The organism is Pseudoalteromonas sp. J2K-J599 (assembly GCF_059295115.2).
The window spans coordinates 257855-279479 of record NZ_CM200271.1 but is presented as its reverse complement, the minus strand read 5'-3'; the positions used below and the strand labels follow the sequence as shown (position 1 = coordinate 279479).

The following is a 21625-nucleotide window of genomic DNA, read 5'->3' as shown; positions in this document are numbered from 1 at the left end:
CGCACTAACTACGTTAAAAACTATTTATATAGAACAACTATGTATCATAATTTTAGCCTTGTTATTGAGCTATTTTCTCGTCGCTATAATAGATCACTAATTTAATGCAATTGGTATAAGTACAAAATTTGATATGCCTCCATATTAACAAATTAAACCAAACTCGCTATAGCTCATAACCAAACACTATAAGCTGGTTATTTTACTTGTAACTCGGCGCAATCCCTTGTTAACTAGCTCTTAGGCCTAAAAAGCCCACCTATTATAACTTTTGGTTATATCTACTTGGTTTTAATTATTTTTTACTTATTGATAGCCGCTATATTCTGCTTATCAGAATAAAGCGTTTTCTTATATTTGAATTTGTTTAGGGGTCTTATTAACGTGCAGTATTTACCTATCTTTACCAAACTCGACAACAAACCAGTATTGGTTGTTGGCGGTGGAGAGGTCGCATTACGCAAATGTCGCGCGTTTTTAAAAGCGAGAGCAAGCGTTACTTTAGTAGCACCTTGGTTTTGCGACGAACTAAAAGAGCATGCACATAATAATGAAGTAACGCTTATTGATGCTTATTTTGATGAATCGCACCTTGATGGCAAAATGCTCGTTATTGCAGCAACCGACCGCGATGAAGTAAACAACAACGTATTTGAACTTGCCAATGCCCGCAATGTGTTTGTAAACGTGGTTGATGACCAACCTAAATGTACGTTTATATTCCCATCCATTGTTGACCGTGACCCAATTACGATTGCTATATCAAGTGCTGGCACAGCGCCCGTACTTGCACGTCGCTTACGCGAAAAGCTCGAAACTCTTATTCCACATCATATTGGCCCACTTGCAACACTTGTCGGTGGCTTTAGAGACAAAGTAAAAAAACGCTTTAAGCATTTTTCAGACCGCCGCCAATTTTGGGAAGGCGTGTTCGACTCATCTGTCGTGAGTAAAGTACAAACCGGCGATACCCAAGCCGCACAGCAGCAACTAGAGCAAATGCTAGATGCAAAAGCAGAACCTGAAGGCGAAGTATACGTAGTAGGTGCAGGCCCTGGCGATCCAGAGCTTTTAACACTTAAAGCACTGCAACTTATGCAACAAGCCGACGTCGTCGTTTACGACTTTTTAGTCTCTGACGAGATTATGGAACTAGTGCGCCGCGATGCTGACCTTATTTGTGTAGGTAAACGCTTAGGCGATCATAGTGTTGTTCAAGAAGATACCAACCAAATGCTGGTCGACCTTGCTAAACAAGGCAAAAAAGTGTGCCGCATTAAAGGTGGTGACCCGTTTATTTATGGCCGTGGTGGCGAAGAAGTACAAGTACTGGCTGCTAACAACGTAAATTATCAAATTGTACCGGGTATTACAGCCGCTGCAGGTTGTAGTGCTTACGCGGGTATTCCGCTAACGCATCGTGACCATGCACAAGCCATTCAATTTGTAACTGGCCACTGTAAAAAAGACGGTCAAGAACTTGATTGGCAATCGCTGGCAAAAGCAAATCAAACGCTGGCTATTTACATGGGCGTAATTAAATCGCCGCACATACAAAGCGAGCTTTTAAAACATGGCCGCAAAGCCGACACCCCTGTTGCCATTATCGAAAACGGTACACGTAAAAATCAGCGTGTAGTAACAGGCCAATTAGGCGAACTTGCCGACATAATTGAACGCAACAGCATTATATCGCCTGCGCTACTCATTATTGGTGAAGTAGCCGCCCTGCACTCGCAACTAGCGTGGTTTGGGAAAAACGAGCAAACAAGCAGCTTTGCACAGCCGCTAACAGATGTATCAAATACATAACCGAATTTTAAATTTGTAACTTTTAATCATTTTAGTAGGACGACTAACAATGGCTTTAACTCACCTTCAGCAACTTGAAGCTGAAAGTATCAAAATCATGCGCGAAGTCGCCGCTGAGTTTGAGAACCCAGTAATGCTTTACTCTATTGGTAAAGATTCGTCGGTACTTTTGCACTTAGCGCGTAAAGCATTTTACCCTGCAAAAATTCCGTTTCCGTTATTACACGTAGACACCAACTGGAAGTTTCGTGAAATGATTGAGTTTCGCGACCGTATAGCTAAAGAATACGGCTTTGATCTACTGGTACACAAAAATCCAGAAGGCATTGAAATGGGCGTAGGACCGTTTACGCATGGCTCGGGTAAACATACCGACATAATGAAAACCCAAGGCTTAAAACAAGCGCTAGATAAATACGGCTTTGATGCTGCATTTGGTGGCGCACGCCGCGACGAAGAAAAGTCACGCGCAAAAGAGCGTGTTTATTCGTTCCGCGACAAACACCACCGTTGGGACCCTAAAAACCAACGCCCAGAGCTTTGGAATACCTACAACAGCCAAGTTAATCCGGGTGAGAGCATTCGTGTTTTCCCATTATCTAACTGGACCGAGCTTGATATTTGGCAATACATTTACCAAGAAAACATCGAAATGGTGCCATTGTACCTAGCTAAAGATCGCCCAGTAGTTGAGCGCGACGGTACTTTAATTATGGTTGACGATGAACGTATGCCTCTTAATGAAGGTGAAGTACCGCAAATGAAATCTGTACGTTTTCGTACATTAGGCTGCTACCCACTTACCGGTGCAGTTGAATCAACAGCCAGTACTTTAACCGAAATCATCGAAGAAATGCTGCTATCTACGTCATCTGAACGTGAAGGTCGTGTTATTGACCATGATTCAGCCGGCTCAATGGAGAAGAAAAAACGTGAGGGGTATTTTTAATGTCTAGCCAAAATAACGATACATTTAACGAAGTAAAAGAAATAGGCATAGACGCCTACCTAGCACGCCAACAAGACAAAAGCTTATTACGCATGCTTACTTGTGGCAGCGTAGATGACGGTAAATCAACATTGATTGGCCGCCTACTGCACGACAGCCACCAAATTTATGAAGATCAGCTAGCAGCCCTTCATAAAGATAACGAAAAAGTAGGTAACGCAGGTGAAGATCTTGACCTTGCATTATTAGTTGATGGCCTACAAGCTGAGCGTGAGCAAGGTATTACCATTGACGTAGCGTACCGTTACTTTTCAACGGCTAAGCGTAAATTTATTATTGCCGACACACCTGGGCACGAGCAATACACCCGCAACATGGTAACGGGTGCATCAACAAGCGATGTCGCCATTATTTTGGTTGATGCGCGTTACGGCGTACAAGTACAAACTAAGCGCCATAGCTTTATTTGTGACTCGCTGGGCATTAAGCAGTTTGTTGTTGCCGTTAATAAAATGGATATCGTTGATTTTGACGAAACCGTGTATGAAAAAATTAAGGCCGATTACCTTAAATTTGCTGAGCAACTTAACGTATCAAACATTAAGTTTGTGCCTATGTCGGCGCTTAAAGGCGACAACGTAGTAACACGCTCTGCACATACACCGTATTACACCGACAAGCCGCTACTAGAATTACTAGAAGATTCGCCAGCAGCCGAAACAGATACAGGCTTTGAAGCGCGCCTACCGGTGCAATATGTCGTGCGTCCTAACTTAAACTTCCGTGGTTTTCAGGGCACACTGACATCGGGCAAGATGCACGTAGGCGATGCTATAAAAGTATTACCGTCGGGTAAAACATCAAGCATTAAAGAAATTGTTACCTTTGATGGCAACCTAGACAGCGCAGAAGCAGGCCAAGCAATTACCGTTACCCTAAATAACGAGATTGATATTAGCCGAGGGGATGTAATCGTACCTGCAAATTCAACGGCCGCTGTTACTAACCAGCTGCAAGCTAAAATTGTGTGGATGCATGAATCGCCATTAGTGTTAGGTAAAAGCTATAACCTAAAACTAGGTAGCAAAAACACCTCAGCTATTGTTAAAAAGATTGACTACACAATTGATGTAAACACGCTTGAGCACGGCACTAGCGACACACTGCAGCTAAACGAAATTGCGATTGTAACGCTTGAACTAACCGAAACTATTTTGGCAGACGAGTACCACAGCAATCACGAAACAGGCTCGTTTATCCTAATCGATCGCTTATCAAACCTAACTGTTGCTGCCGGTATGATTGAGCAAGTACTACAAAGCCAAGCACAGCAAAGTAACTTTAGCGAATTTGAAGTTGAATTTAACAGCTTAGTACGCAAGCACTTCCCGCATTGGCAAGCGCTTGATATCTCTAAGTTATAAGTTAACTTTAGCCTGTTAGGAATTTAAAAGCATGGTAGAACAGCTCGTTTTAACAGGCATTATGCTTACCTTAGTCGGGTGCCTTTTTGGCACCCGTATTAATCCAGCATGGTTATTTGTAAGCGCTATTGGCACCAGCTACTTAGCAGGGCTAATCGATCTTGAAAGTATGTTAGTTAACTACGCTAACCCGTCGCTTATCACTTTAGTACTATTGGTGTTAGTGTCGACCGCAATAGAAAAAACCACCCTAATTCAAAAGTTAGCGCAATCGCTATCTAAAGGTAGTTTAGTAAAATCGGTAACAAAATTGGGGTTATCAACCGCCTTTTTATCGTCATTCACTAACAATACCGCCGTTGTTGCATCGCTTATTACCGCGATAAAAGACAACCCTAATCACTCCCCTTCAAAGCTATTATTACCGCTATCGTACACTGCTATTTTGGGCGGCACTATTACGCTTATTGGTACATCAACCAACTTAATCGTCAATGGCTTTGCAGTAGATGCGGGCATGGAACCGCTGGGCTTTTTTGACTTTACCTTAGTAGGTCTAGGTGCGCTAAGCGTAGGCCTAATTACTATTTTAGTAATGCTTAAATACTTACCCGACAACGGTAAAAGCGACCAAGAAGTCGTGCCTTTTTACCTAGAAGGTAAAGTACAAGCAAACTCAAAATTAATAGGCCAAACCGTAGAAGAAAACGGCCTGCGTGATTTAAAAGACTTATTCCTTGCTGAAATTATTCGCGACGGGAGCCGCATTTGCGCAGTCACTCCACAGCAAATTATTCAAAAAGACGACGTGCTGCTGTTTGTAGGTGACATAAAATCGGTGCCATTACTTACCCGTTTCGACGGCCTAAAAGTAGTGCACGAGAATCATCAAAAAGACATAGAACACTTAGTAGAAGTAGTCGTAAGTCAATCTTCAAAATTTATTGGCAAAACAGTAAAAGAAGCCCGCTTTAGAGAGCAATTTCATGCTGCTGTTATTGCCATTCGCCGTGGACACGACCGCTTACAGGGCGGCCTTGGGCAAGTGCAATTACAAGCTGGCGACTCACTTATACTCGCACCAGGCAAAAACTTTTACACTTTGCCTAATTTAAAGCGAGAATTTGTGTATATTTCAGGGTTTGACTTACAAGCCCACCTTGCACCTAAGCAATCAAATATTGTGCTACTAAGCTTTGCCGCAGTACTGGGTTTAAGCATTATTGGCATAGTGCCGCTGGTTAAAGGCTTATTAGTATTACTGATTGGCTTAATGCTCAGCGGCACCATAAAACTTAACGAAGTAAAACGCCGTTTTCCTATCGAGTTACTCGTAGTTGTAGGTAGCGCCATTGGTCTTGCTAAATTAATGATAGGCACCGGACTTGCCGGGCAAATATCCGACGCCCTATTTATGGTGCTTGGGGATTTTGGCCCGTACGGCGCGTTTATAGCTATATTTTTAATGACCGTATTATTTACCGAGCTTATAACTAACAACGCAGCTGCTGCCTTATCGTTCCCTGTTGCTTACTCGCTCGCGGTTGGTTTTAATGTCGACCCACTACCGTTTATTATGGCGGTTGCCTTTGGCGCATCAGCCAGCTTTATATCGCCATTTGGGTATCAAACTAACCTAATGGTTTATAGCGCGGGTAACTATCGCTTAAAAGATTACATAGTGATGGGCTTACCCCTTTCTATTATTTATTCAATCACGGTATTAACCTTGATCCCGCTGGTATTTCCATTTTAATACCTGCGCTCACAGCATAAGAGACTCTCACTATGGATGAAAATATAGTTTGGCATAACTACGCAACTACAAAAGCACAGCGTAGTGAGCAAAAAAAACATAAGCCCGCTATTTTATGGTTTACCGGCTTTTCAGGCTCTGGAAAAAGTACTGTAGCAAACGCACTAGAAGCGGCGCTTAATCAGCAAGGTACGCACACTTACCTGCTAGATGGCGACAACGTACGCCACGGTTTATGTAAAGATCTAGGCTTTAGCGACGAAGACCGCATTGAAAACATACGCCGCGTAGGCGAAACCGCAAAACTAATGACCGACGCTGGCTTGTTAGTACTTACTGCGTTTATATCGCCTTTTAGAGCAGAACGTGACATGGTGCGTAACCTAGTAGATGACGGCGAATTTATTGAAGTCTTTATCGATACCCCACTGGATGTATGCGAAAGCCGCGATCCAAAAGGCTTATACAAAAAAGCCCGCGCAGGGGAGATAAAACACTTCACCGGTATCGATTCAAGCTACGAAGTGCCCAACAATCCAGAAATAATTTTAGATACAAGTAAAAACACCCTAGACCAATCGGTTACACAACTGATAACGTATCTAAAACAAAAGCACATAATATAGGTTAACCCCATGAATCAAACCGAACTGCTAGAAGAAACCCTAATCCTTGCCCGCAAAGCAGGCCAAGCGATAATGGGAATTTACGAAAAGGATTTTAACGTTGAGTACAAAGCCGATGAAAGCCCCGTAACCGACGCCGATTTAGCAGCCCATAAACTGATTGTGGCAGGGCTTCAACAGCTCACACCTGACATTCCAATACTTAGTGAAGAAAACGCTGACATAAGCTGGGATGTACGCCAAACGTGGAAAAGCTACTGGTTAGTTGACCCAATCGACGGCACTAAAGAATTTATTAAAAAGAACGGTGAATTTACCGTAAACATCGCCCTAATCAAAAACGGCATTCCTATTTTAGCCGTAGTAGATGCACCTGCCCTTGGCGTATCCTACTTAGCCGCCGAAGCCATTGGCGCATTTAAAGATAAAGGCGATGAGCGAATTGAGCTTAAGGTAACTACCAAACCTAACAAAGGGTTAATTCGAGTTGTAGGCAGCCGCTCGCACCCATCACCCGATTTAGCCGAATTTGTAAAACGCTTTGACGACGTTGAAATGGTGTCTAAAGGCAGCTCACTAAAGTTGTGTTTAGTCGCTGAGGGCAGCGCCGATATTTACCCGCGCTTAGGTCCAACTTGTGAATGGGATACTGGCGCAGGCCATGCAATCGCACAAATAGCCGGTGCAAAAGTAACTAAGCTAGATGGCAGCCCGCTTATTTATAACACCAAAGATGAATACTTAAATCCGTATTTTATTGTGAGTGCGATAGAAGAGTAAGCGCAGTTTTGAGTGGTTAGCTATCGGTTGTCAGCAAGATAAGTGATAGCTTAACTACAGTAGTAATTTATTTTAACTATTAAATTTGAAGCTTTCTAGCATTTCTATCCTCTGCTTTAAGCTCTCTAAATTAATTGAATTACGAAACCCGTCAAAACTTTTTGTTAATTGTATTACATCATTCGAATAGCCTTGTTCTTCTGTACTAGAACTTTCATCAGAAATCATATCCTCATGGTGCTTTAGTGCGTCTCCAATATTACCATGGTATCTGTCGTTTTTTGCACCAATTAAAGAACTTTCAATTACTGCGCACGCTCTAGAATCTATTGATTTCAAACTAGGGGTTATTGAATGAAGAACTTGAATCAGCTTTTCTGGTGTATCTCCTCCATTAATATACCCATTATAGCTTCCGTAATAGTACTCTTTAGCTACAATCAAGAATGCTAGTAAGTCAGGATGTAGACACACATTTTCCGCTGTAGATTTAACTACTAAATTTACTTTCGAAAATAACTGCTCTACTTCCCTTAAAGACAGTTTTTTAGCTTTTGCCAATAGTTTAAAGGTATTCTTTAAGTGATCTTTTTCGTATCTAAATGCTTGGTATTGAGTTCTTTTCTGAAAAAAAATATCAAACTCAAATATTATATAAAGCTGTTCTATAAATGCGTCTAAATCACTCTCAGGTAAAATATACTCAATATCAATAAACCGCCTAAGATAACCCATTGCTTCAAACCCTGCACCATAGACCCCTTTAACACTATGAGACAGCTGAAGTTTGTCCATTGCAATTACAAATACAAGACCTTCAATATCTAAAAGATGTTTTATTCTCTCTAGTAACTCAATTGCGTAAGTAGGTCTGCACCGATCCAATTCATCAATAATAATAAATAATTGGCTTGTAGCTCCATCTTCATTTTTTAAAGCTTTTGATACATTCTCTTTAAAAGAAGTAATAGCCTCTTTACTCTTTGTATAATCATCCAAAAAATCTTTAGATAATCCCTCCGTGAATTTGGCTGCTTCAGCTTCAATTATTTTTTCAGCGTCAATTATTCCAGCAGTAGCAAGCTTTACTAACACGGGTAAACCTTTTTTTAAAATTTGTGCACCTGCACTCTTTGCATTAACCCATGCTTTACTTTTCTCTTTATCTCCCTCAACAAGAGACTCTATTTTTTTATTAACCTCGCCCAGAAATGCTTGCAGTGGATCATTAACGAAATCAGTTTCCCAGGCACTAAAGTAAATTGCCGAACAATCATTTATTTGTAGGTTAGCTTTTAACATCTCCAAAAATGTAGTTTTACCTTGCCCCCAAGGAGCATTCACGGATAAAACAATCGGTGAGCTAATGTTTTTGAGGAGTGTAGTAAAGTTTTCGATATGAGGTTTTCGTCCAAGCTTGTCATTCTCAAAAGGGTCGTTTGGATCAATAATTATTTTATGTGATTTAAATTCCATTTATGTATTCTTCTCCGATTCCAGCATTGAAAGGTCAACTCAAAAAACTAATCTTATATTCACATCAGAAAGCTCTAATGTAAACATTGCTTCTCAATAGTAATGTGCAAGCAAGAAAGCATGCGTTTTTTTTACCTTCTCGATTACTACATACCACGCTCAGAATAATCCCTTTAGATCAGGTCTTATTTTTAGTTTAGGAGGAAAGTCAAAAAGATGGAGCAGGCTATTCCTTCTACAACCCTAACGATTTTGCTGGGCGATAAAAGCAAGCGAGTGCTGATTGAATAAGTCAGGGCGTTCCACATTACAGACATGGCCGCAATGGTGAATAGTTTGCAGTACGCTATTTTTATGACGCTTAACCATTTCTTTAACAGGGCCAAGGAACATATGATCTTCCTTACCCATAATGTACAGAATGGGAATATCAATGTCTTTTTCTTTGAAGTATTGCATTAAAGGGTTTACGTCCATGGCTAATTTAAACCATTTTATAAACTCTTTTTGGCACAAGCGCTTTGCTTCACGAACAAACAAAAGTCGAGATTCTTTATGACGCTTTTTCGGCATCATAATAAAAGCAAATAAACGATACAGCCACATATAAGGCAAGAAGTGTTTAAAAGTATTACCTAAATAAACCAATGTATTACTGCGCGTATTAAAACGAGTAACCGCTCCACCTAGCACCATGCTAGAAACATATTGCGGCGCAATTTCAGCAATATTTCGAATGAGTATTGTGCCCAATGAAATACCAACAAAATGTGCGCTGGAGATATTGTTATGATCTAACACATCAATGATGTCTTTAGAGACATTATTAAATGAATAATTATTATCAACAAAGTTTTGTACTAAGTTATTCGATTTACCGTGACCACGAAGATCTAGCAACAACACATTATATTCTTTTTTATAGGCTTTAAGCTGACGAAACCAAATTGCCGAGCTACCACCTGCTCCATGGACAAATACAACCCATGTTTTACTGGTTTCGTGCGCAAAAGTAGTATGGAAGAGAATCTCTTTGCTCATTGCAGTTAGTGGCCTATTTACTTCGTTTGGCATATTCAATTACAGGAAGTATAACGGAGTTTAATAAAAATCTCTTATGAAGTTCAGATCAATGGCATCTACTTAACAGCTTTTCGGGGCAGATTCTGATTTTTAAATGAAAACCAATAAAAATGACCAGTCCCTATTTTTACGTTATGAGAACCGCCTATCTCGGCTTTGTTGCTCGCGTGACACTATAGCGTGCTGGGTTTCGCTGCGCTCTAACCAACCTACTTAAAATTATAATATGGTGCTGCCGCTTAGGGTTTGCTCACTTTTACACCGCTGTTTCGTATTCATGACACTTACCCTTCAATTTGGTCTAATTAATTAGTCTACAAATCCTCTCAAAACATGAAATTTTTAGCTAAAAACTATATTCTTGCGCGCGATTATTATTTAAATAATGGATAAACACACACATGACAACATCTCAAGATGCAACGCTTTCAAATGCATCAACAACAGGTGCACACACACCTTCAAACACACCCACTTCTAAATGGAACCTGCACGATACGCAGTGGACTTTAAGCCTTTTTGGTACCGCCGTTGGTGCGGGTATTTTATTTTTACCTATTAATATTGGCATTGGCGGTTTTTGGCCGTTAATTATTTTGGCATGCTTAGCATTTCCAATGACCTTTTGTGCACACCGTGGATTAGCGCGTTTTGTACTTTCATCAAAAAATAAAGATGCCGATTTTACCGATGTAGTTGAAGAACACTTTGGTGTGACTGCGGGGCGGTTAATTTCTTTATTATACTTTTTATCTATATTCCCAATTTTGCTTATTTACGGTGTGGGCTTAACTAATACCGTTGATAGCTTTATGGTTAATCAAATGGGGATGGAATCACCTTCTCGCGTGTTGCTTTCGGGTGTATTAGTTGCAGGTATGATTAGCTTAATGATGGGCGGCGAGCGCTTAATGCTGCGTGCCTTTGCTATTTTAGTTTACCCGCTTGTGGGTATATTGTTCTTTTTATCACTTTATTTAATCCCAAGCTGGCAAATGCCAGATATGACACTGCCTGAAATGGGCAGCTTTGGTAAAACGTTGTGGTTATCGATTCCTATTATTGTGTTTTCGTTTAGCCACGCAGCGGCTATCTCAAGCTTTGTAAACGTGCAACGCGGTCACTACGGTGAACAAGCTACACATAAGTCTGAGGCGATTTTAAAGCGCACTAGCTTACTACTTATTACCTTTGTACTGTTATTTGTGTTCTCTTGCGTGCTGTCGCTTACAGGCGAGCAAATGGCCGCAGCTAAAGCAGCTAACGTATCGGTTTTATCCTACCTTGCTAATATTACTGATAACTCGTTTATTGCCACACTTGGGCCGCTTGTTGCCTTTATTGCTATTACATCGTCGTTTTTGGGTCACTTTTTAGGGGCACGTGAGAGCTTTACGGGTTTAGTAACTAAACAAACAAGCTTAAGCGCAAAAGCGGCCGATAAAATTGGTGTGCTAATTATGTTTTTAGCTATTTGGTTTTGCGCTGTTAAAAACCCAAGTATTTTAGACATGATGGATCAGTTATCGGGCCCTATCATCGCGATGATTTTATTCATCATGCCAATGATTGCAGTTTATAAAGTGCCTGCACTTCATAAATACCGCAACCGTTTAAGCACGCTATTTATATTAGCGGTTGGCTCACTTGCTGTATTTGCACTTATTTACAGCATGATTAATTAATACGCTATATATTCAAAAGCCCAGCTAAGTTAATTAGCTGGGCTTTTTTAGGCATAAAAAAATGGCGCTCACTGAGCGCCATTTTTAATTTAATTCGTTGCTATTATTCTGTATCTGGCAGGTTACGGCCATAGAATATTTCTTGCATTTCGCGAGTCAGCTTAGAGCGAATTTCGTCTTCTTCTTCATCCGATAACTCATCAGTAGAAAGGCCGAATAAATAGGTATTTAAGTCGGTTTCTTTTAACATCATTTTAGTATGGAACAGGTTTTCTTGATACACGTTTACGTCCATCATTTGGTACGCTTCTTTTGTATCTTCTGTCATGAAGTTTTGAATCGAGCTAATAGCATGATCAATGTAGTGCTTAACACCGTTTATGTCGCGGGTAAAACCACGAACGCGGTAGTCTATTGTTACTACGTCTGACTCAAGGCTATGAATTAAGAAGTTTAACGCTTTAAGTGGCGAAATAATGCCACAGGTAGATACTTCAATATCAGCACGGAATGTACAAATACCATCATCAGGGTGAGCTTCTGGGTATGTGTGTACACAAATATGGCTTTTATCTAGGTGTGCAACAACTGAATCAGGTAATGGGCCTGGTGCTTCGTCAGCATCGTAATTTTGCTGCTCTTCTACTGGTTCTTCTGAAACCAAAATAGTTACACTTGCGCCTTGCGGTTCATAATCTTGGCGCGCTACATTTAAAATGTTAGCACCAATAATATCAACAACTTCACCTAAAATATCGGTTAGTCTATCTGCACTGTACTGCTCATCGATATATTCAATATATTCTTTACGTTGTTGCTCGGTCTTTGCGTAACAAATATCATAAATACTAAAGCTTAAACTTTTGGTTAAATTGTTAAAGCCATGAAGTTTAAGTTTATCGAAGGGTTTGTTCATAATAAACCAACCTATAAATTAGTGGGTTCTGCACCTGCAGAATGAAAAGTTCGCGGATTTTATACGAATTTTCCTCGTGGAAAAAGCGTTATTTTGCTTGATCTTGCACAACTTCGTGGCTATGCGTAATTTCTACTGTTTTATCAAGCATTAATGCAACCGAGCAATACTTTTCAGCAGAGAGTGAAACTGCACGTGCAAGGTGCTTTTCAGACACATTATTACCTTTAACAACAAAGTGTAAGTTGATTTTGGTAAACACGCGCGGTGCTGTTTCGGCGCGTTCTGCACTGAGTTGTACTTGTACGTCTGAAAAATCTTGTTTAGCTTTTTTTAAAATACCAACCACATCAACTGATGAGCAACAGCCAACTGACATTAAAACCATTTCCATTGGGCTTGGTGCTGCACTATCGCTGCCGCCATCAAACACAACATTGTGGTTAGAATTAGAACGGCCAATAAACGTATCGCCTTCAACCCATTTTACATTTGCTTGCATTGTTATATCTCAAAAAAATATTTTCTTGATTGTAAGCAACTTAGCCGTAGTTGCAAATGAAAATGCAACGCAGGGCTATAAAATGGCTAAGATTGTTGTGCTAATGCACTATCAAAGAGGTTTTTTACTAAACCTGCAAATTCATCTATAAAGGCATGCTGTTCAACCGTGACAGGCTGTGAGGTGATGCTGCTGAGGACTTCTTCTAAATCGTAAACTATGCCATCAACTTCACGTACAATTTGACTACGCTGCTCTGTGTTGAGGTCTGTGTGCTGCTCGCAAATAAGCATCACATTTTGTGCAATAACGTCTTCGATTAATTCCATTACTGTTGGAGCGCCTGGTTTTATTTCGCCTGGCTTCTCAAACAATGCTAAATTTTGAGTTAGATACATGATCAAATCATCGTACCCTTGCCTATCTAAAACCATTATGCGAACCACCTAAATATATTTAATTATGCTGATTTAAGCAGAAAGAGTCGATAATTACTAGCCTTGTACGATAGCAATACAAAAAAAGCAGCCGAAGCTGCTTTTATAATAATTAAGTAGTATTACTACTTAATCTATTTTTAAGCCTGGGCTTAGTGTTGCTGGCATCGCTACTTTTTCAAGCTCTACTGAAGCAACTGGGTATGCACAGTAATCAGCTGCGTAATACGCGCTTGCTCTGTGATTGCCCGATGCGCCAATACCACCAAATGGTGCTGCGCTTGACGCGCCAGTAATTGGGCGGTTCCAGTTAACAATACCAGCGCGAATACGACGTAAAAAATGGTCGTAATCTGCTGCACTATCACTTAATAAACCAGCCGATAAACCAAAGGTTGTATCGTTTGCTTTATCAATGGCTTGGTCAAAGTCGTCAAAGCGGAATACTTTTAAAAGTGGTCCAAAATGCTCTTCATCTGGGAAGTCACTAATATTTGTACACTCAATAATACCTGGTGTTACAAAGCCAGTATTAACTGTGTGCTCAAGCTCTACTAATACTTGAGCGCCAAGCTCAACAAGCTCGTTTTGCGCTTTAACCATGCCTGCTGCTGCTGATGATGAGATCATAGAGCCCATAAATGGCTGGTCTGCATCATCGTAGTTGCCTACTTTAATCGCTTTAGTTGCAGTGATAAGGCGCTCTAAAATTACATCGCCTTTGCTACCTTTAGGTAAAAACAATTTACGTGCACATGTACAACGCTGGCCGCTTGAGATAAACGCTGATTGAATAATATCGTGAACAACCGCTTTAGTGTCTTCAACGTCAGTAATAATAAGTGGATTATTACCACCCATTTCTAGCGCTAAAATTTTACCCGGTTGACCCGCAAACTGTTCATGTAAAATATGACCAGTACGCGAAGAACCCGTAAAGAACAAGCCATCAATCCCTTTGTGAGCAGCAAGGGCTTTACCCGTTTCTACTTCACCTTGAACTAGGTTAATTACACCAGCTGGTAAGCCTGCTTTTTCCCACAGTTTAAGCGTAAGCTCGGCAACTTTAGGAGTCAGTTCAGACGGTTTAAATACAACCGTGTTACCTGCTAAAAGCGCTGGCACAATGTGGCCATTAGGTAAGTGACCCGGAAAGTTATACGGACCAAATACGGCTACAACCCCATGTGGCTTATGACGGATCATTGCACGGCCAAGTGGCATTGCGTTTTCTACGTCGCCAGTGCGCTCTAAAAATGCTTTTTCAGAAATGGTAATTTTACCAACCATAGCACCCGCTTCTGTGCGAGTTTCCCACAGTGGCTTACCTGTTTCTTGTGCGATAGTAATAGCGAGCTCTTCGCTGTTTTCTTTTAATTGCGCTGCGAATGCTTTAATTATTTCTAAACGCTCAGTAAAGCTTTTATCAGCCCATACATAAAACGCTTCGCGCGCTGCATTTACTGCGGTGTCTACTTGCGCCGCAGTTGCTGATGATGCCTGCCAAATAACGTCGTTATTTGCAGGATTTACTGAATTAAATTCTGTGCCTTGGCCTTGTGACCATTGACCATTAATAAATTGTGCAGGATGAGTCATATACTTTCTCCTAAATTAAATCGTGGTTGCACTAACAATATCGCCAGTTTGCAAATGCAATGCATCTGCTACTTCTTGCGATAAAATAAGGCTTTTTGCGCGCTCGTCAAATGTCATTGGTGCAACGGTTGCTCTAAAATCTTCAAGCTTTTCGTTAGCTAGTAACACCATGGTGTCGCCAGTCATTTCGCCAATTTCAACGTTAAAGTTATTTGCATTACGAATCGTCGCAATGTTATCTACTTTTGCTTCAACCGTTGGGCCGCCGTCAAAAATGTCTACGTAGCCATTAAACGTAAAGCCTTCGCTTTTTAATAACTCGATTGCTGGGCGAGTGTTGTCGTGTACTTTACCTATTACGGCTTGCGCATCTTTACTTAGCAAGTTTACGTAAATTGGGTATTTAGGCATTAGTTCAGCAATGAAAACTTTTTGGCCAATACCTGTTAGGTAATCGGCTGTTGGAAAATCCATTGAGAAAAAGTGCTCTTCAAGCCACTGCCAAAAAGGGCTGCTGCCGTTTTCGTCAGACACACCGCGCATTTCTGCGATTACTGTTTGCGCAAAACGCTCTTGGTGCTGTTTTATAAACATAAAGCGCGCTTTTGAAAGTAGCTTACCGTTACAATTTTTACGATAACCATCTTTTAAAAACAATGTGCAAAGCTCTGTAGCGCCTGTGTAGTCGTTACATAGCGTTAAAATATCAACCGCTTTGTATACGTCTAATGTGCGCGAAGAGTGAATCACTTTACTTAAGTGATAATGATAAAATGCATCATCAAGCCCTACCGCAGCTTCAATTGCAGATGTTCCTACAACGTCACCGGTTTCGCTATCTTCAAGAACAAACAGGTAGCCTTCGTCACCGGGTTGTGACGTTTGTTTAGCAAAAGAGCTTACTGAATGGTCTATTTTCTTTTGCAATAGTTCTTCGTTTAATGGCAAAGACGTAAAACCATGCCCTGATTCATGGGCAATTTTCAGTAATGCTGAGTAATCATTTTGCTGGATTGGGCGAAGGATCATCATGAGTCCGCTTGCTCCCTTATAAATAACGGTAAATAGGAATTGCAGGGCAAGCGGTGCTTGCCCTTAATTGGTTGGCTTAAGTCGCTTATGCGTTTACTACGCTTGCTACTGCTTTTTCAAAGCGTGCCATACCTTCGCGAATGTCCGCTTCAGGAATTACTAAAGATGGAGTGAAACGTACTACGTCTGCACCGGCAACTAATGACATAAGGCCTTGCTCAGTGCCTGCCACTAAAAACTCTTTTGCACGACCTTTGTATTGCTCGTTCACTACTGCACCAATTAATAAACCTTGGCCACGGATTTCGCTAAATACGTTGTATTTTTCGTTAACCGCGCTAAGTAGTTCATTAAATAATGCTGCTTTTTCTTTTACGCCAGCCAGTACTTCTGGGGTATTTACTGTATCAAATGCAGCTTCTGCAACAGCACACGCAAGCGGGTTACCGCCATAAGTAGAACCATGTGTGCCTACTTTAAGGTGCTGCGCAATTTCAGTTGTTGTGATCATAGCGCCAATAGGAAAACCGCCGCCAAGTGCTTTAGCCGAAGTTAAAATATCAGGTACTACGTTTAAGCCTTGGTATGCGTATAAATCGCCAGTACGGCCAACACCTGTTTGAACTTCATCAAAAATAAGCAGTGCGTTATGTTTAGTACATAAATCGCGAACACCTTGAGCAAACTCATCAGTTGGTGAAACAATACCGCCTTCACCCTGTAGAGGTTCCATCATTACGGCACATGTTTTGTCGCTAATAAGTGCTTCAAATGCAGCAAGGTCATTGTAATCGCAATGTACAATGTCGCCAGGCTTAGGACCAAAACCATCTGAATATGCAGCTTGGCCGCCAACAGTTACGGTAAAGAATGTACGACCGTGGAAACCTTTGTTGAACGCGATGATTTGTGATTTTTCTGCGCCAAATTTATCAAGTGCAAAACGACGCGCTAATTTAAGTGCTGCTTCGTTTGCTTCTGCGCCAGAGTTGGCAAAGTAAACTTTTTCAGCAAATGTCGCATCAACCATTTTTTTAGCTAGGCGAAGTGCCGGCTCATTGGTCATTACGTTAGATAGATGCCAGATTTTTTCGCCTTGCTCTTTTAATGCGCCTACTAATGCAGGGTGGCAATGGCCAAGACAGTTAACTGCAATACCACCAGCAAAGTCGATAAACTCTCGACCTTGTTGATCCCATACGCGAGAGCCTTCGCCTCGAACAGGAATTACGCTTGAAGGTGCGTAGTTAGGAACCATTACGTGATCAAATAATTCGCGATTGACTGTCATTTTATTTCCTCTTAATTGTGAGCAACACAAAACATCAAAATAGGTGTTTGGTTAATATTTGTAACCAACTTTATAGGCAAGATCAGTAACCTGATAATTGCGCAAAATTGCTTTGTGGTTCAATTTTCAGACGCACATTATTTCAGAATTACTGATATCTGTCTCGTTAAAAACTTTCATGTATCCCTTGAAAATAAAGGGCTAAAGATATTATTTCATAGATAGTGAATAACTATTTGCATAGCTATTTATGCTTATTTTTAGGCAACTAACCGCATGAGTACAGAGGCGCACACGCTTTAATCGGCAAATATGTAATATAACAATCAGATGAAAATGAATGGTTAGTCGCAAAAAAATTAACAAAAAATTCAGATTTTTAGTCAATTTGAATAGCTAAATTGGTAAAATTACTCGATTGGAGGGTTTTTAGTTCCGTTTTAGTGAACTTAAAGTGCGAAAACCAGCTTAGAGCTTCATCAGGTTCAATAAGTTGATGTTCTTTTAAATTAAGATATTGAGAATAGCACCGTGCCTTTAGCATTACTTCTGTTAATGGCAGTAATGTATCGCCCTTATCTACCCCATTTACTAGCTGCTGCATTACCCCTTTAAACGGTAAATATTTAAAAGCCATTTTGTCTATTACCTTAGCGCTTACTTCTATCGATTTATTGCTAAGTAGAGTAGTTAAAAATAGCGGGTCGGGCTGAAGCTCTAATAATGCGGTGTGTAAATCTTTTTGGTTTTCATTTCGGGCTAGCTGTACTTTACGTTGCCATATTTGCTCAAACGTTTTTAAGTACAAGCGCACTAATGCAATTCGCCCTACATCTAAAAGCATCCCAAGGGTAAATGCATGAACGTCATTTACATTATTAATTTGTGCAATTTTTTGCGCAGCAATGGCGTTTGCCATGGCACTGTCACGTAAACGACGTTTTAATAACGAAAATGGTTCGGTGCTATGTGGCATCCAATGGCGGGCAGCAAATGTAGGAATAACTAGCTGTAAGTTATCAAGGCCAATATAACGAAGGGCGAGCGATGGCTTATCTACTTTTACAGACGTGTTTTTACTACGTTGATTACGATAGTAAGGTAAATTAACGAGCGTTACTAACTCCCTACCCAACCAGCTTATATCATTAACCAGTGGCTCTAAACGCCCTACCGACGCTGACTTTACAGCTAATATATCGAGTATATTGGCAATGCCATCTTCAATACCTATGGTGCTATGAATTACGCCATCTATATCTTCGAGCTGCTTATATATAGCTGTTTCAATTGTTTTGTGCAGCTGTTCACTCGCTTGAGCGCGGTACTTATGATGTGCAGTACTACTTTGCTGGCGTTTATTCTGTGCGGCCACTTCAACCTGAAGCAAGGTACGCTGCTTCATGGGTTCGCCGTAATCTATATCTAATGTATGAATGAAACCAATTTGCTGATGCGCAAAGCTGTGCCCAAGCAATAAGTCATGAGCTCGTTGGCTTAGTATTTTGGCAGTACGCTGCTGGGCTACAAGTTCAGTCATGACATCCATTAATAAAGTATAAAATGCTATGTGTATTATAACATTAGAAGCGAGTTAAAAAGTTATCAAGCAGTTCTAAGCCTTGAGCAGTTAAAATAGCTTCGGGATGAAACTGCACACCTTCGATAGCAAGTTCATTGTGTAACAACCCCATAATTTCGTCAAACTCGCCTTGCTCCGTTTGAGTCCATGCGGTTACTTCAAGCTCTTTAGGCAGAGTTTGTGCTTTAACCACTAAAGAATGATAACGACACACTGTTAACGGATTGGCTAAACCTTTAAACACACCTTTGTTAGTGTGAACTATGGGTGATGTTTTACCGTGCATTACTTTTTTAGCACGAATAACATCTCCCCCTAAGGCTTGTGCGATAGTTTGATGCCCCAAGCAAATTCCTAAAATAGGATATTGCCCTTTTAGTTGCTCAACAACATTTAGTGAAATACCCGCTTCATTAGGGGTGCATGGCCCAGGCGATAACACGATGTGCTTCGGGTTCAACTGTTTTATTTGTGCAATGCTTAGCTCGTCATTACGTTTCACTAAAACGTCTTGATCTAAACGCTGAAAATATTGCACTAAGTTGTAAGTAAACGAATCGTAGTTATCGATCATTAACAGCATTACACAACAGACCTTATAAATTATTGACCACTACTTCACACAAGTGGCACTAAGCGCTGCATTCTACCACTATTAATTAACCAATATAAATTAGCAAAAAGCGTTAAAAACTTGCTCTTTTAACTAAAATAGCAGCTCAAGATAGATTTATTGCCCAGAGTTCAGGTTACTTAAGTTTAATTCCACTCATAGTCGCTTAACTTCTGTGGTTATTCTACTTTCTCGCATCTTGAGCAATAATATCGAGCCCTAAGCTTTTCACGAGTAGTTAATACGACTATTTCAGCTGTATACCCCAGCCATAAATTATTGACCGCTAAAGTACGTGCGTTTATTGATCACTTTATTGAGTACTTTGGTGAAACCCCTTATTGGGAAAAAAAAACAACTGCTAAAAAGTAAAAGCGGTTGTTTGAGTTATATCAAATTAAGTTGGCAATGGTTGATTTATGATTGTTTGAACCCCAGTGTATTATATGAAGGCAGTAATTCACTTAAACAACTCATTTATATCCTATTAAGGAGCGAATATGTTAGGCGAAGACCACTCATTAACTAATGACTTTCCAGAGTACTTAAAGACCATTGCCGAATTAAATGAAAGCGACACTGAATTTGCAAAAAAAGCAGATAAGTACGACAAGCTAGATAAAGAGATTAGAGTGTTAGAGCTCAAAGATGCGCCCATAAGCGATGAACAAATGCATCTATTAAAACACGAACGTACAGAACTAAAAGATTGGCTATACGAACGCTTGCAGCAAGAGCAGTAGTGCAACTAAAAAAAGAGCTCACTGATGAGGTGAGCTCTTTAGATCAACAATGGGTATTTTCTCTAAAACTTTACAAAGCCACCCACAGGTTTCATAAATACACTGCTTGGGCCTGCAAAGGCTTGTGCAAACTCTTCTGATAATTGAGTAAATACCGTTACTTTATCCATATCAACTACGCTTAAAAATAGTGGGCCACTTTCGCCCCAACCAGCAAGATGCGCTTTAGCAGCATCTTCATCTTGGTAACGCTCGTAAATATATACATTGCGCTTGTCTTCACTTACTGTCCACTCATACATTAAAGTGCCCGCTTCACTTTTAGCCAAAGTAACTAATCGTGCCATTACCAGTAAAAACTCATCGTATTTACCTTCTTTAATTTGGCCTTGTACTGTCCAGGTAACATGATTTTTCATTATGCTTTACCTAATTTAAGCTGTGCTAAAATACTGTCTAACGTATCTACTAGTTGTTGATTTTTAGCATTATTAAGTGCATCAACATGAGGAGGCGCGAAGTGTCCTGTATCGTTATCAAAATACAGGCCTGCGGCATCTTTAAATTCATCACTAAGCGCTGCGCGACAAAAAATATCTGCGCCAATTTTTAAATCCCCACCATCTATACCGTAAGCGTCTTTTACCATTTTGCTTCCCAGTAACGATTTAGGGTTTACCGATACAACTAATGGCCCAGTATCTTTAAGCTCAAGCCCTAAATGACGCGACCACATAGTAATAGCCAATTTACTTTGTGCATAAGCCGCACTATCAGAAAGTTCAGTGTTACCTATAAGTGCATTTAAGTTAACGCTTGATTGCGCAGCTGATGATACATTAACCACTCGCGAATCATGACCAAGGACAGGTAACAATAGTTTTGTAAGAAGATATGGCGCAATCGTGTTTACAACAAAGCGAGCATCAAGGCCGTCAATTGTTGTAGCATCAACTAATTGATAAACGCCTGCATTATTAATAAGTACGTCAAGCTGGTTATTATTTTCGGCCAAATCGGCTAATACATTTTTTACCAAAGTTTGAACTTGGCTCATATCGCTTAAATCAGCAATATAAGTATGTGTACTTGCATTTGGGTATTGCTCGGTTAAAGCTACTTGTAGCGCATCGAGCTTTGCTTGGCTGCGGCCATGTAATAATACGGTGTGACCTTGTGCTAATAACATCTTTGCAGTTTCTAGCCCAATGCCATCGGTAGCACCGGTAAGTAAAATTGTTTTGTTCATGTTGATCTCTCCTTACTTTATTTTCGCTATATTAGCACCCCGACTTACTACTGATAATTAGGCCAATAGT

Annotated in this window: 20 protein-coding genes; 8 read left to right on the top strand and 12 right to left on the bottom strand. The window is 40.5% G+C overall.

Annotated elements, in window-relative coordinates; all coding sequences use genetic code 11:
• Window positions 1–384: 384 nt before the first annotated feature.
• The 6 genes from cysG to cysQ are packed head-to-tail and all read left to right on the top strand — an operon-like array spanning window position 385 to window position 7347.
• The gene (gene cysG / locus AC5NT5_RS01270) at window positions 385–1812 is read left to right on the top strand and encodes a siroheme synthase CysG (RefSeq protein WP_494514109.1); all 1428 of its coding nucleotides are present in this window, start codon (window positions 385–387) and stop codon (window positions 1810–1812) included.
• A 49-nt stretch (window positions 1813–1861) separates the two neighbouring features.
• Window positions 1862–2761: a sulfate adenylyltransferase subunit CysD gene (gene cysD, locus AC5NT5_RS01265; protein ID WP_002958873.1), complete on the top strand. Its 900-nt coding sequence runs from the start codon at window positions 1862–1864 to the stop codon at window positions 2759–2761.
• A complete protein-coding gene (gene cysN, locus AC5NT5_RS01260) occupies window positions 2761–4185 on the top strand; it encodes a sulfate adenylyltransferase subunit CysN (protein WP_494514110.1) in 1425 nt (474 codons plus the stop codon). Before cysD ends, cysN begins: the two co-directional genes overlap by 1 nt.
• Window positions 4186–4216: 31 nt before the next feature.
• Window positions 4217–5941, top strand: a complete 1725-nt coding sequence (locus AC5NT5_RS01255; protein ID WP_494514111.1) for an SLC13 family permease — start codon at window positions 4217–4219, stop codon at window positions 5939–5941.
• A gap of 32 nt (window positions 5942–5973) precedes the next feature.
• Complete coding sequence (gene cysC, locus AC5NT5_RS01250; RefSeq protein ID WP_149605738.1) at window positions 5974–6567, top strand: adenylyl-sulfate kinase; 594 nt, start codon at window positions 5974–5976, stop codon at window positions 6565–6567.
• Between the two features lie 9 nt (window positions 6568–6576).
• Entirely contained in the window at window positions 6577–7347 is a 771-nt protein-coding gene (cysQ, locus tag AC5NT5_RS01245) for a 3'(2'),5'-bisphosphate nucleotidase CysQ (RefSeq protein ID WP_494514112.1), read from the top strand.
• 72 nt (window positions 7348–7419) lie between these two features.
• Here cysQ and AC5NT5_RS01240 read toward each other — a convergent pair whose 3' ends face one another.
• The gene (locus tag AC5NT5_RS01240; protein WP_494514113.1) at window positions 7420–8823 is read right to left on the bottom strand and encodes a KAP family P-loop NTPase fold protein; all 1404 of its coding nucleotides are present in this window, start codon (window positions 8821–8823) and stop codon (window positions 7420–7422) included.
• A 243-nt stretch (window positions 8824–9066) separates the two neighbouring features.
• Complete coding sequence (locus AC5NT5_RS01235; protein ID WP_165723694.1) at window positions 9067–9864, bottom strand: alpha/beta fold hydrolase; 798 nt, start codon at window positions 9862–9864, stop codon at window positions 9067–9069.
• 443 nt (window positions 9865–10307) lie between these two features.
• Between AC5NT5_RS01235 and AC5NT5_RS01230 the strand changes: the two genes are divergently transcribed.
• A complete protein-coding gene (locus tag AC5NT5_RS01230) occupies window positions 10308–11591 on the top strand; it encodes an aromatic amino acid transport family protein (protein WP_024603811.1) in 1284 nt (427 codons plus the stop codon).
• Between the two features lie 103 nt (window positions 11592–11694).
• Here AC5NT5_RS01230 and speD read toward each other — a convergent pair whose 3' ends face one another.
• From speD to AC5NT5_RS01190, 8 genes are all read right to left on the bottom strand, one after another.
• Window positions 11695–12507, bottom strand: coding sequence for an adenosylmethionine decarboxylase (gene speD / locus AC5NT5_RS01225; protein ID WP_024597058.1), 813 nt, complete (start codon window positions 12505–12507; stop codon window positions 11695–11697).
• An 88-nt stretch (window positions 12508–12595) separates the two neighbouring features.
• Window positions 12596–13009, bottom strand: coding sequence for an OsmC family protein (locus tag AC5NT5_RS01220; RefSeq protein ID WP_494514114.1), 414 nt, complete (start codon window positions 13007–13009; stop codon window positions 12596–12598).
• A gap of 86 nt (window positions 13010–13095) precedes the next feature.
• A complete protein-coding gene (locus tag AC5NT5_RS01215; RefSeq protein WP_002958862.1) occupies window positions 13096–13443 on the bottom strand; it encodes a DUF3802 family protein in 348 nt (115 codons plus the stop codon).
• A gap of 132 nt (window positions 13444–13575) precedes the next feature.
• On the bottom strand, window positions 13576–15045 hold the full coding sequence (gene astD, locus AC5NT5_RS01210; protein ID WP_494514115.1) for a succinylglutamate-semialdehyde dehydrogenase: 1470 nt from the start codon (window positions 15043–15045) through the stop codon (window positions 13576–13578).
• Between the two features lie 15 nt (window positions 15046–15060).
• Window positions 15061–16077, bottom strand: coding sequence for an arginine N-succinyltransferase (gene astA / locus AC5NT5_RS01205; RefSeq protein WP_002958860.1), 1017 nt, complete (start codon window positions 16075–16077; stop codon window positions 15061–15063).
• Between the two features lie 85 nt (window positions 16078–16162).
• Window positions 16163–17368 (bottom strand): aspartate aminotransferase family protein, encoded by a 1206-nt coding sequence (locus tag AC5NT5_RS01200; RefSeq protein WP_002958859.1) that lies wholly within the window; start codon window positions 17366–17368, stop codon window positions 16163–16165.
• A gap of 379 nt (window positions 17369–17747) precedes the next feature.
• Window positions 17748–18908 carry an HDOD domain-containing protein gene (locus AC5NT5_RS01195; RefSeq protein ID WP_002958858.1) on the bottom strand — a complete coding sequence of 387 codons (1161 nt, stop codon included), beginning with the start codon at window positions 18906–18908 and terminating at the stop codon, window positions 17748–17750.
• 43 nt (window positions 18909–18951) lie between these two features.
• Window positions 18952–19533 carry an anthranilate synthase component II gene (locus AC5NT5_RS01190; RefSeq protein ID WP_149594491.1) on the bottom strand — a complete coding sequence of 194 codons (582 nt, stop codon included), beginning with the start codon at window positions 19531–19533 and terminating at the stop codon, window positions 18952–18954.
• Window positions 19534–20063: 530 nt separating this feature from the next.
• Here AC5NT5_RS01190 and AC5NT5_RS01185 point away from each other — a divergent pair.
• On the top strand, window positions 20064–20306 hold the full coding sequence (locus AC5NT5_RS01185) for an HP1242/YdcH family protein (protein WP_002958856.1): 243 nt from the start codon (window positions 20064–20066) through the stop codon (window positions 20304–20306).
• Between the two features lie 62 nt (window positions 20307–20368).
• Here AC5NT5_RS01185 and AC5NT5_RS01180 read toward each other — a convergent pair whose 3' ends face one another.
• Together AC5NT5_RS01180 and AC5NT5_RS01175 are read right to left on the bottom strand one after the other, a co-directional pair.
• A complete protein-coding gene (locus tag AC5NT5_RS01180; RefSeq protein ID WP_494514116.1) occupies window positions 20369–20725 on the bottom strand; it encodes a putative quinol monooxygenase in 357 nt (118 codons plus the stop codon).
• On the bottom strand, window positions 20725–21555 hold the full coding sequence (locus tag AC5NT5_RS01175) for an SDR family NAD(P)-dependent oxidoreductase (RefSeq protein WP_494514117.1): 831 nt from the start codon (window positions 21553–21555) through the stop codon (window positions 20725–20727). The genes AC5NT5_RS01180 and AC5NT5_RS01175 overlap by 1 nt, the downstream gene beginning before the upstream one ends.
• Window positions 21556–21625 lie beyond the last annotated feature (70 nt).

Bases quoted from the DNA above. Each gene is read 5' to 3' on its own strand.
- astA (WP_002958860.1), bottom strand. From the start codon at position 16,077: ATGATGATCCTTCGCCCAATCCAGCAAAATGATTACTCAGCATTACTG.
- astD (WP_494514115.1), bottom strand. From the start codon at position 15,045: ATGACTCATCCTGCACAATTTATTAATGGTCAATGGTCACAAGGCCAA.
- AC5NT5_RS01175 (WP_494514117.1), bottom strand. From the start codon at position 21,555: ATGAACAAAACAATTTTACTTACCGGTGCTACCGATGGCATTGGGCTA.
- AC5NT5_RS01220 (WP_494514114.1), bottom strand. From the start codon at position 13,009: ATGCAAGCAAATGTAAAATGGGTTGAAGGCGATACGTTTATTGGCCGT.
- AC5NT5_RS01230 (WP_024603811.1), top strand. From the start codon at position 10,308: ATGACAACATCTCAAGATGCAACGCTTTCAAATGCATCAACAACAGGT.
- cysD (WP_002958873.1), top strand. From the start codon at position 1,862: ATGGCTTTAACTCACCTTCAGCAACTTGAAGCTGAAAGTATCAAAATC.
- speD (WP_024597058.1), bottom strand. From the start codon at position 12,507: ATGAACAAACCCTTCGATAAACTTAAACTTCATGGCTTTAACAATTTA.
- AC5NT5_RS01215 (WP_002958862.1), bottom strand. From the start codon at position 13,443: ATGGTTTTAGATAGGCAAGGGTACGATGATTTGATCATGTATCTAACT.
- cysC (WP_149605738.1), top strand. From the start codon at position 5,974: ATGGATGAAAATATAGTTTGGCATAACTACGCAACTACAAAAGCACAG.
- cysQ (WP_494514112.1), top strand. From the start codon at position 6,577: ATGAATCAAACCGAACTGCTAGAAGAAACCCTAATCCTTGCCCGCAAA.
- AC5NT5_RS01185 (WP_002958856.1), top strand. From the start codon at position 20,064: ATGTTAGGCGAAGACCACTCATTAACTAATGACTTTCCAGAGTACTTA.
- cysN (WP_494514110.1), top strand. From the start codon at position 2,761: ATGTCTAGCCAAAATAACGATACATTTAACGAAGTAAAAGAAATAGGC.
- AC5NT5_RS01195 (WP_002958858.1), bottom strand. From the start codon at position 18,908: ATGACTGAACTTGTAGCCCAGCAGCGTACTGCCAAAATACTAAGCCAA.
- AC5NT5_RS01240 (WP_494514113.1), bottom strand. From the start codon at position 8,823: ATGGAATTTAAATCACATAAAATAATTATTGATCCAAACGACCCTTTT.
- AC5NT5_RS01180 (WP_494514116.1), bottom strand. From the start codon at position 20,725: ATGAAAAATCATGTTACCTGGACAGTACAAGGCCAAATTAAAGAAGGT.
- AC5NT5_RS01200 (WP_002958859.1), bottom strand. From the start codon at position 17,368: ATGACAGTCAATCGCGAATTATTTGATCACGTAATGGTTCCTAACTAC.
- AC5NT5_RS01190 (WP_149594491.1), bottom strand. From the start codon at position 19,533: ATGCTGTTAATGATCGATAACTACGATTCGTTTACTTACAACTTAGTG.
- AC5NT5_RS01235 (WP_165723694.1), bottom strand. From the start codon at position 9,864: ATGAGCAAAGAGATTCTCTTCCATACTACTTTTGCGCACGAAACCAGT.
- AC5NT5_RS01255 (WP_494514111.1), top strand. From the start codon at position 4,217: ATGGTAGAACAGCTCGTTTTAACAGGCATTATGCTTACCTTAGTCGGG.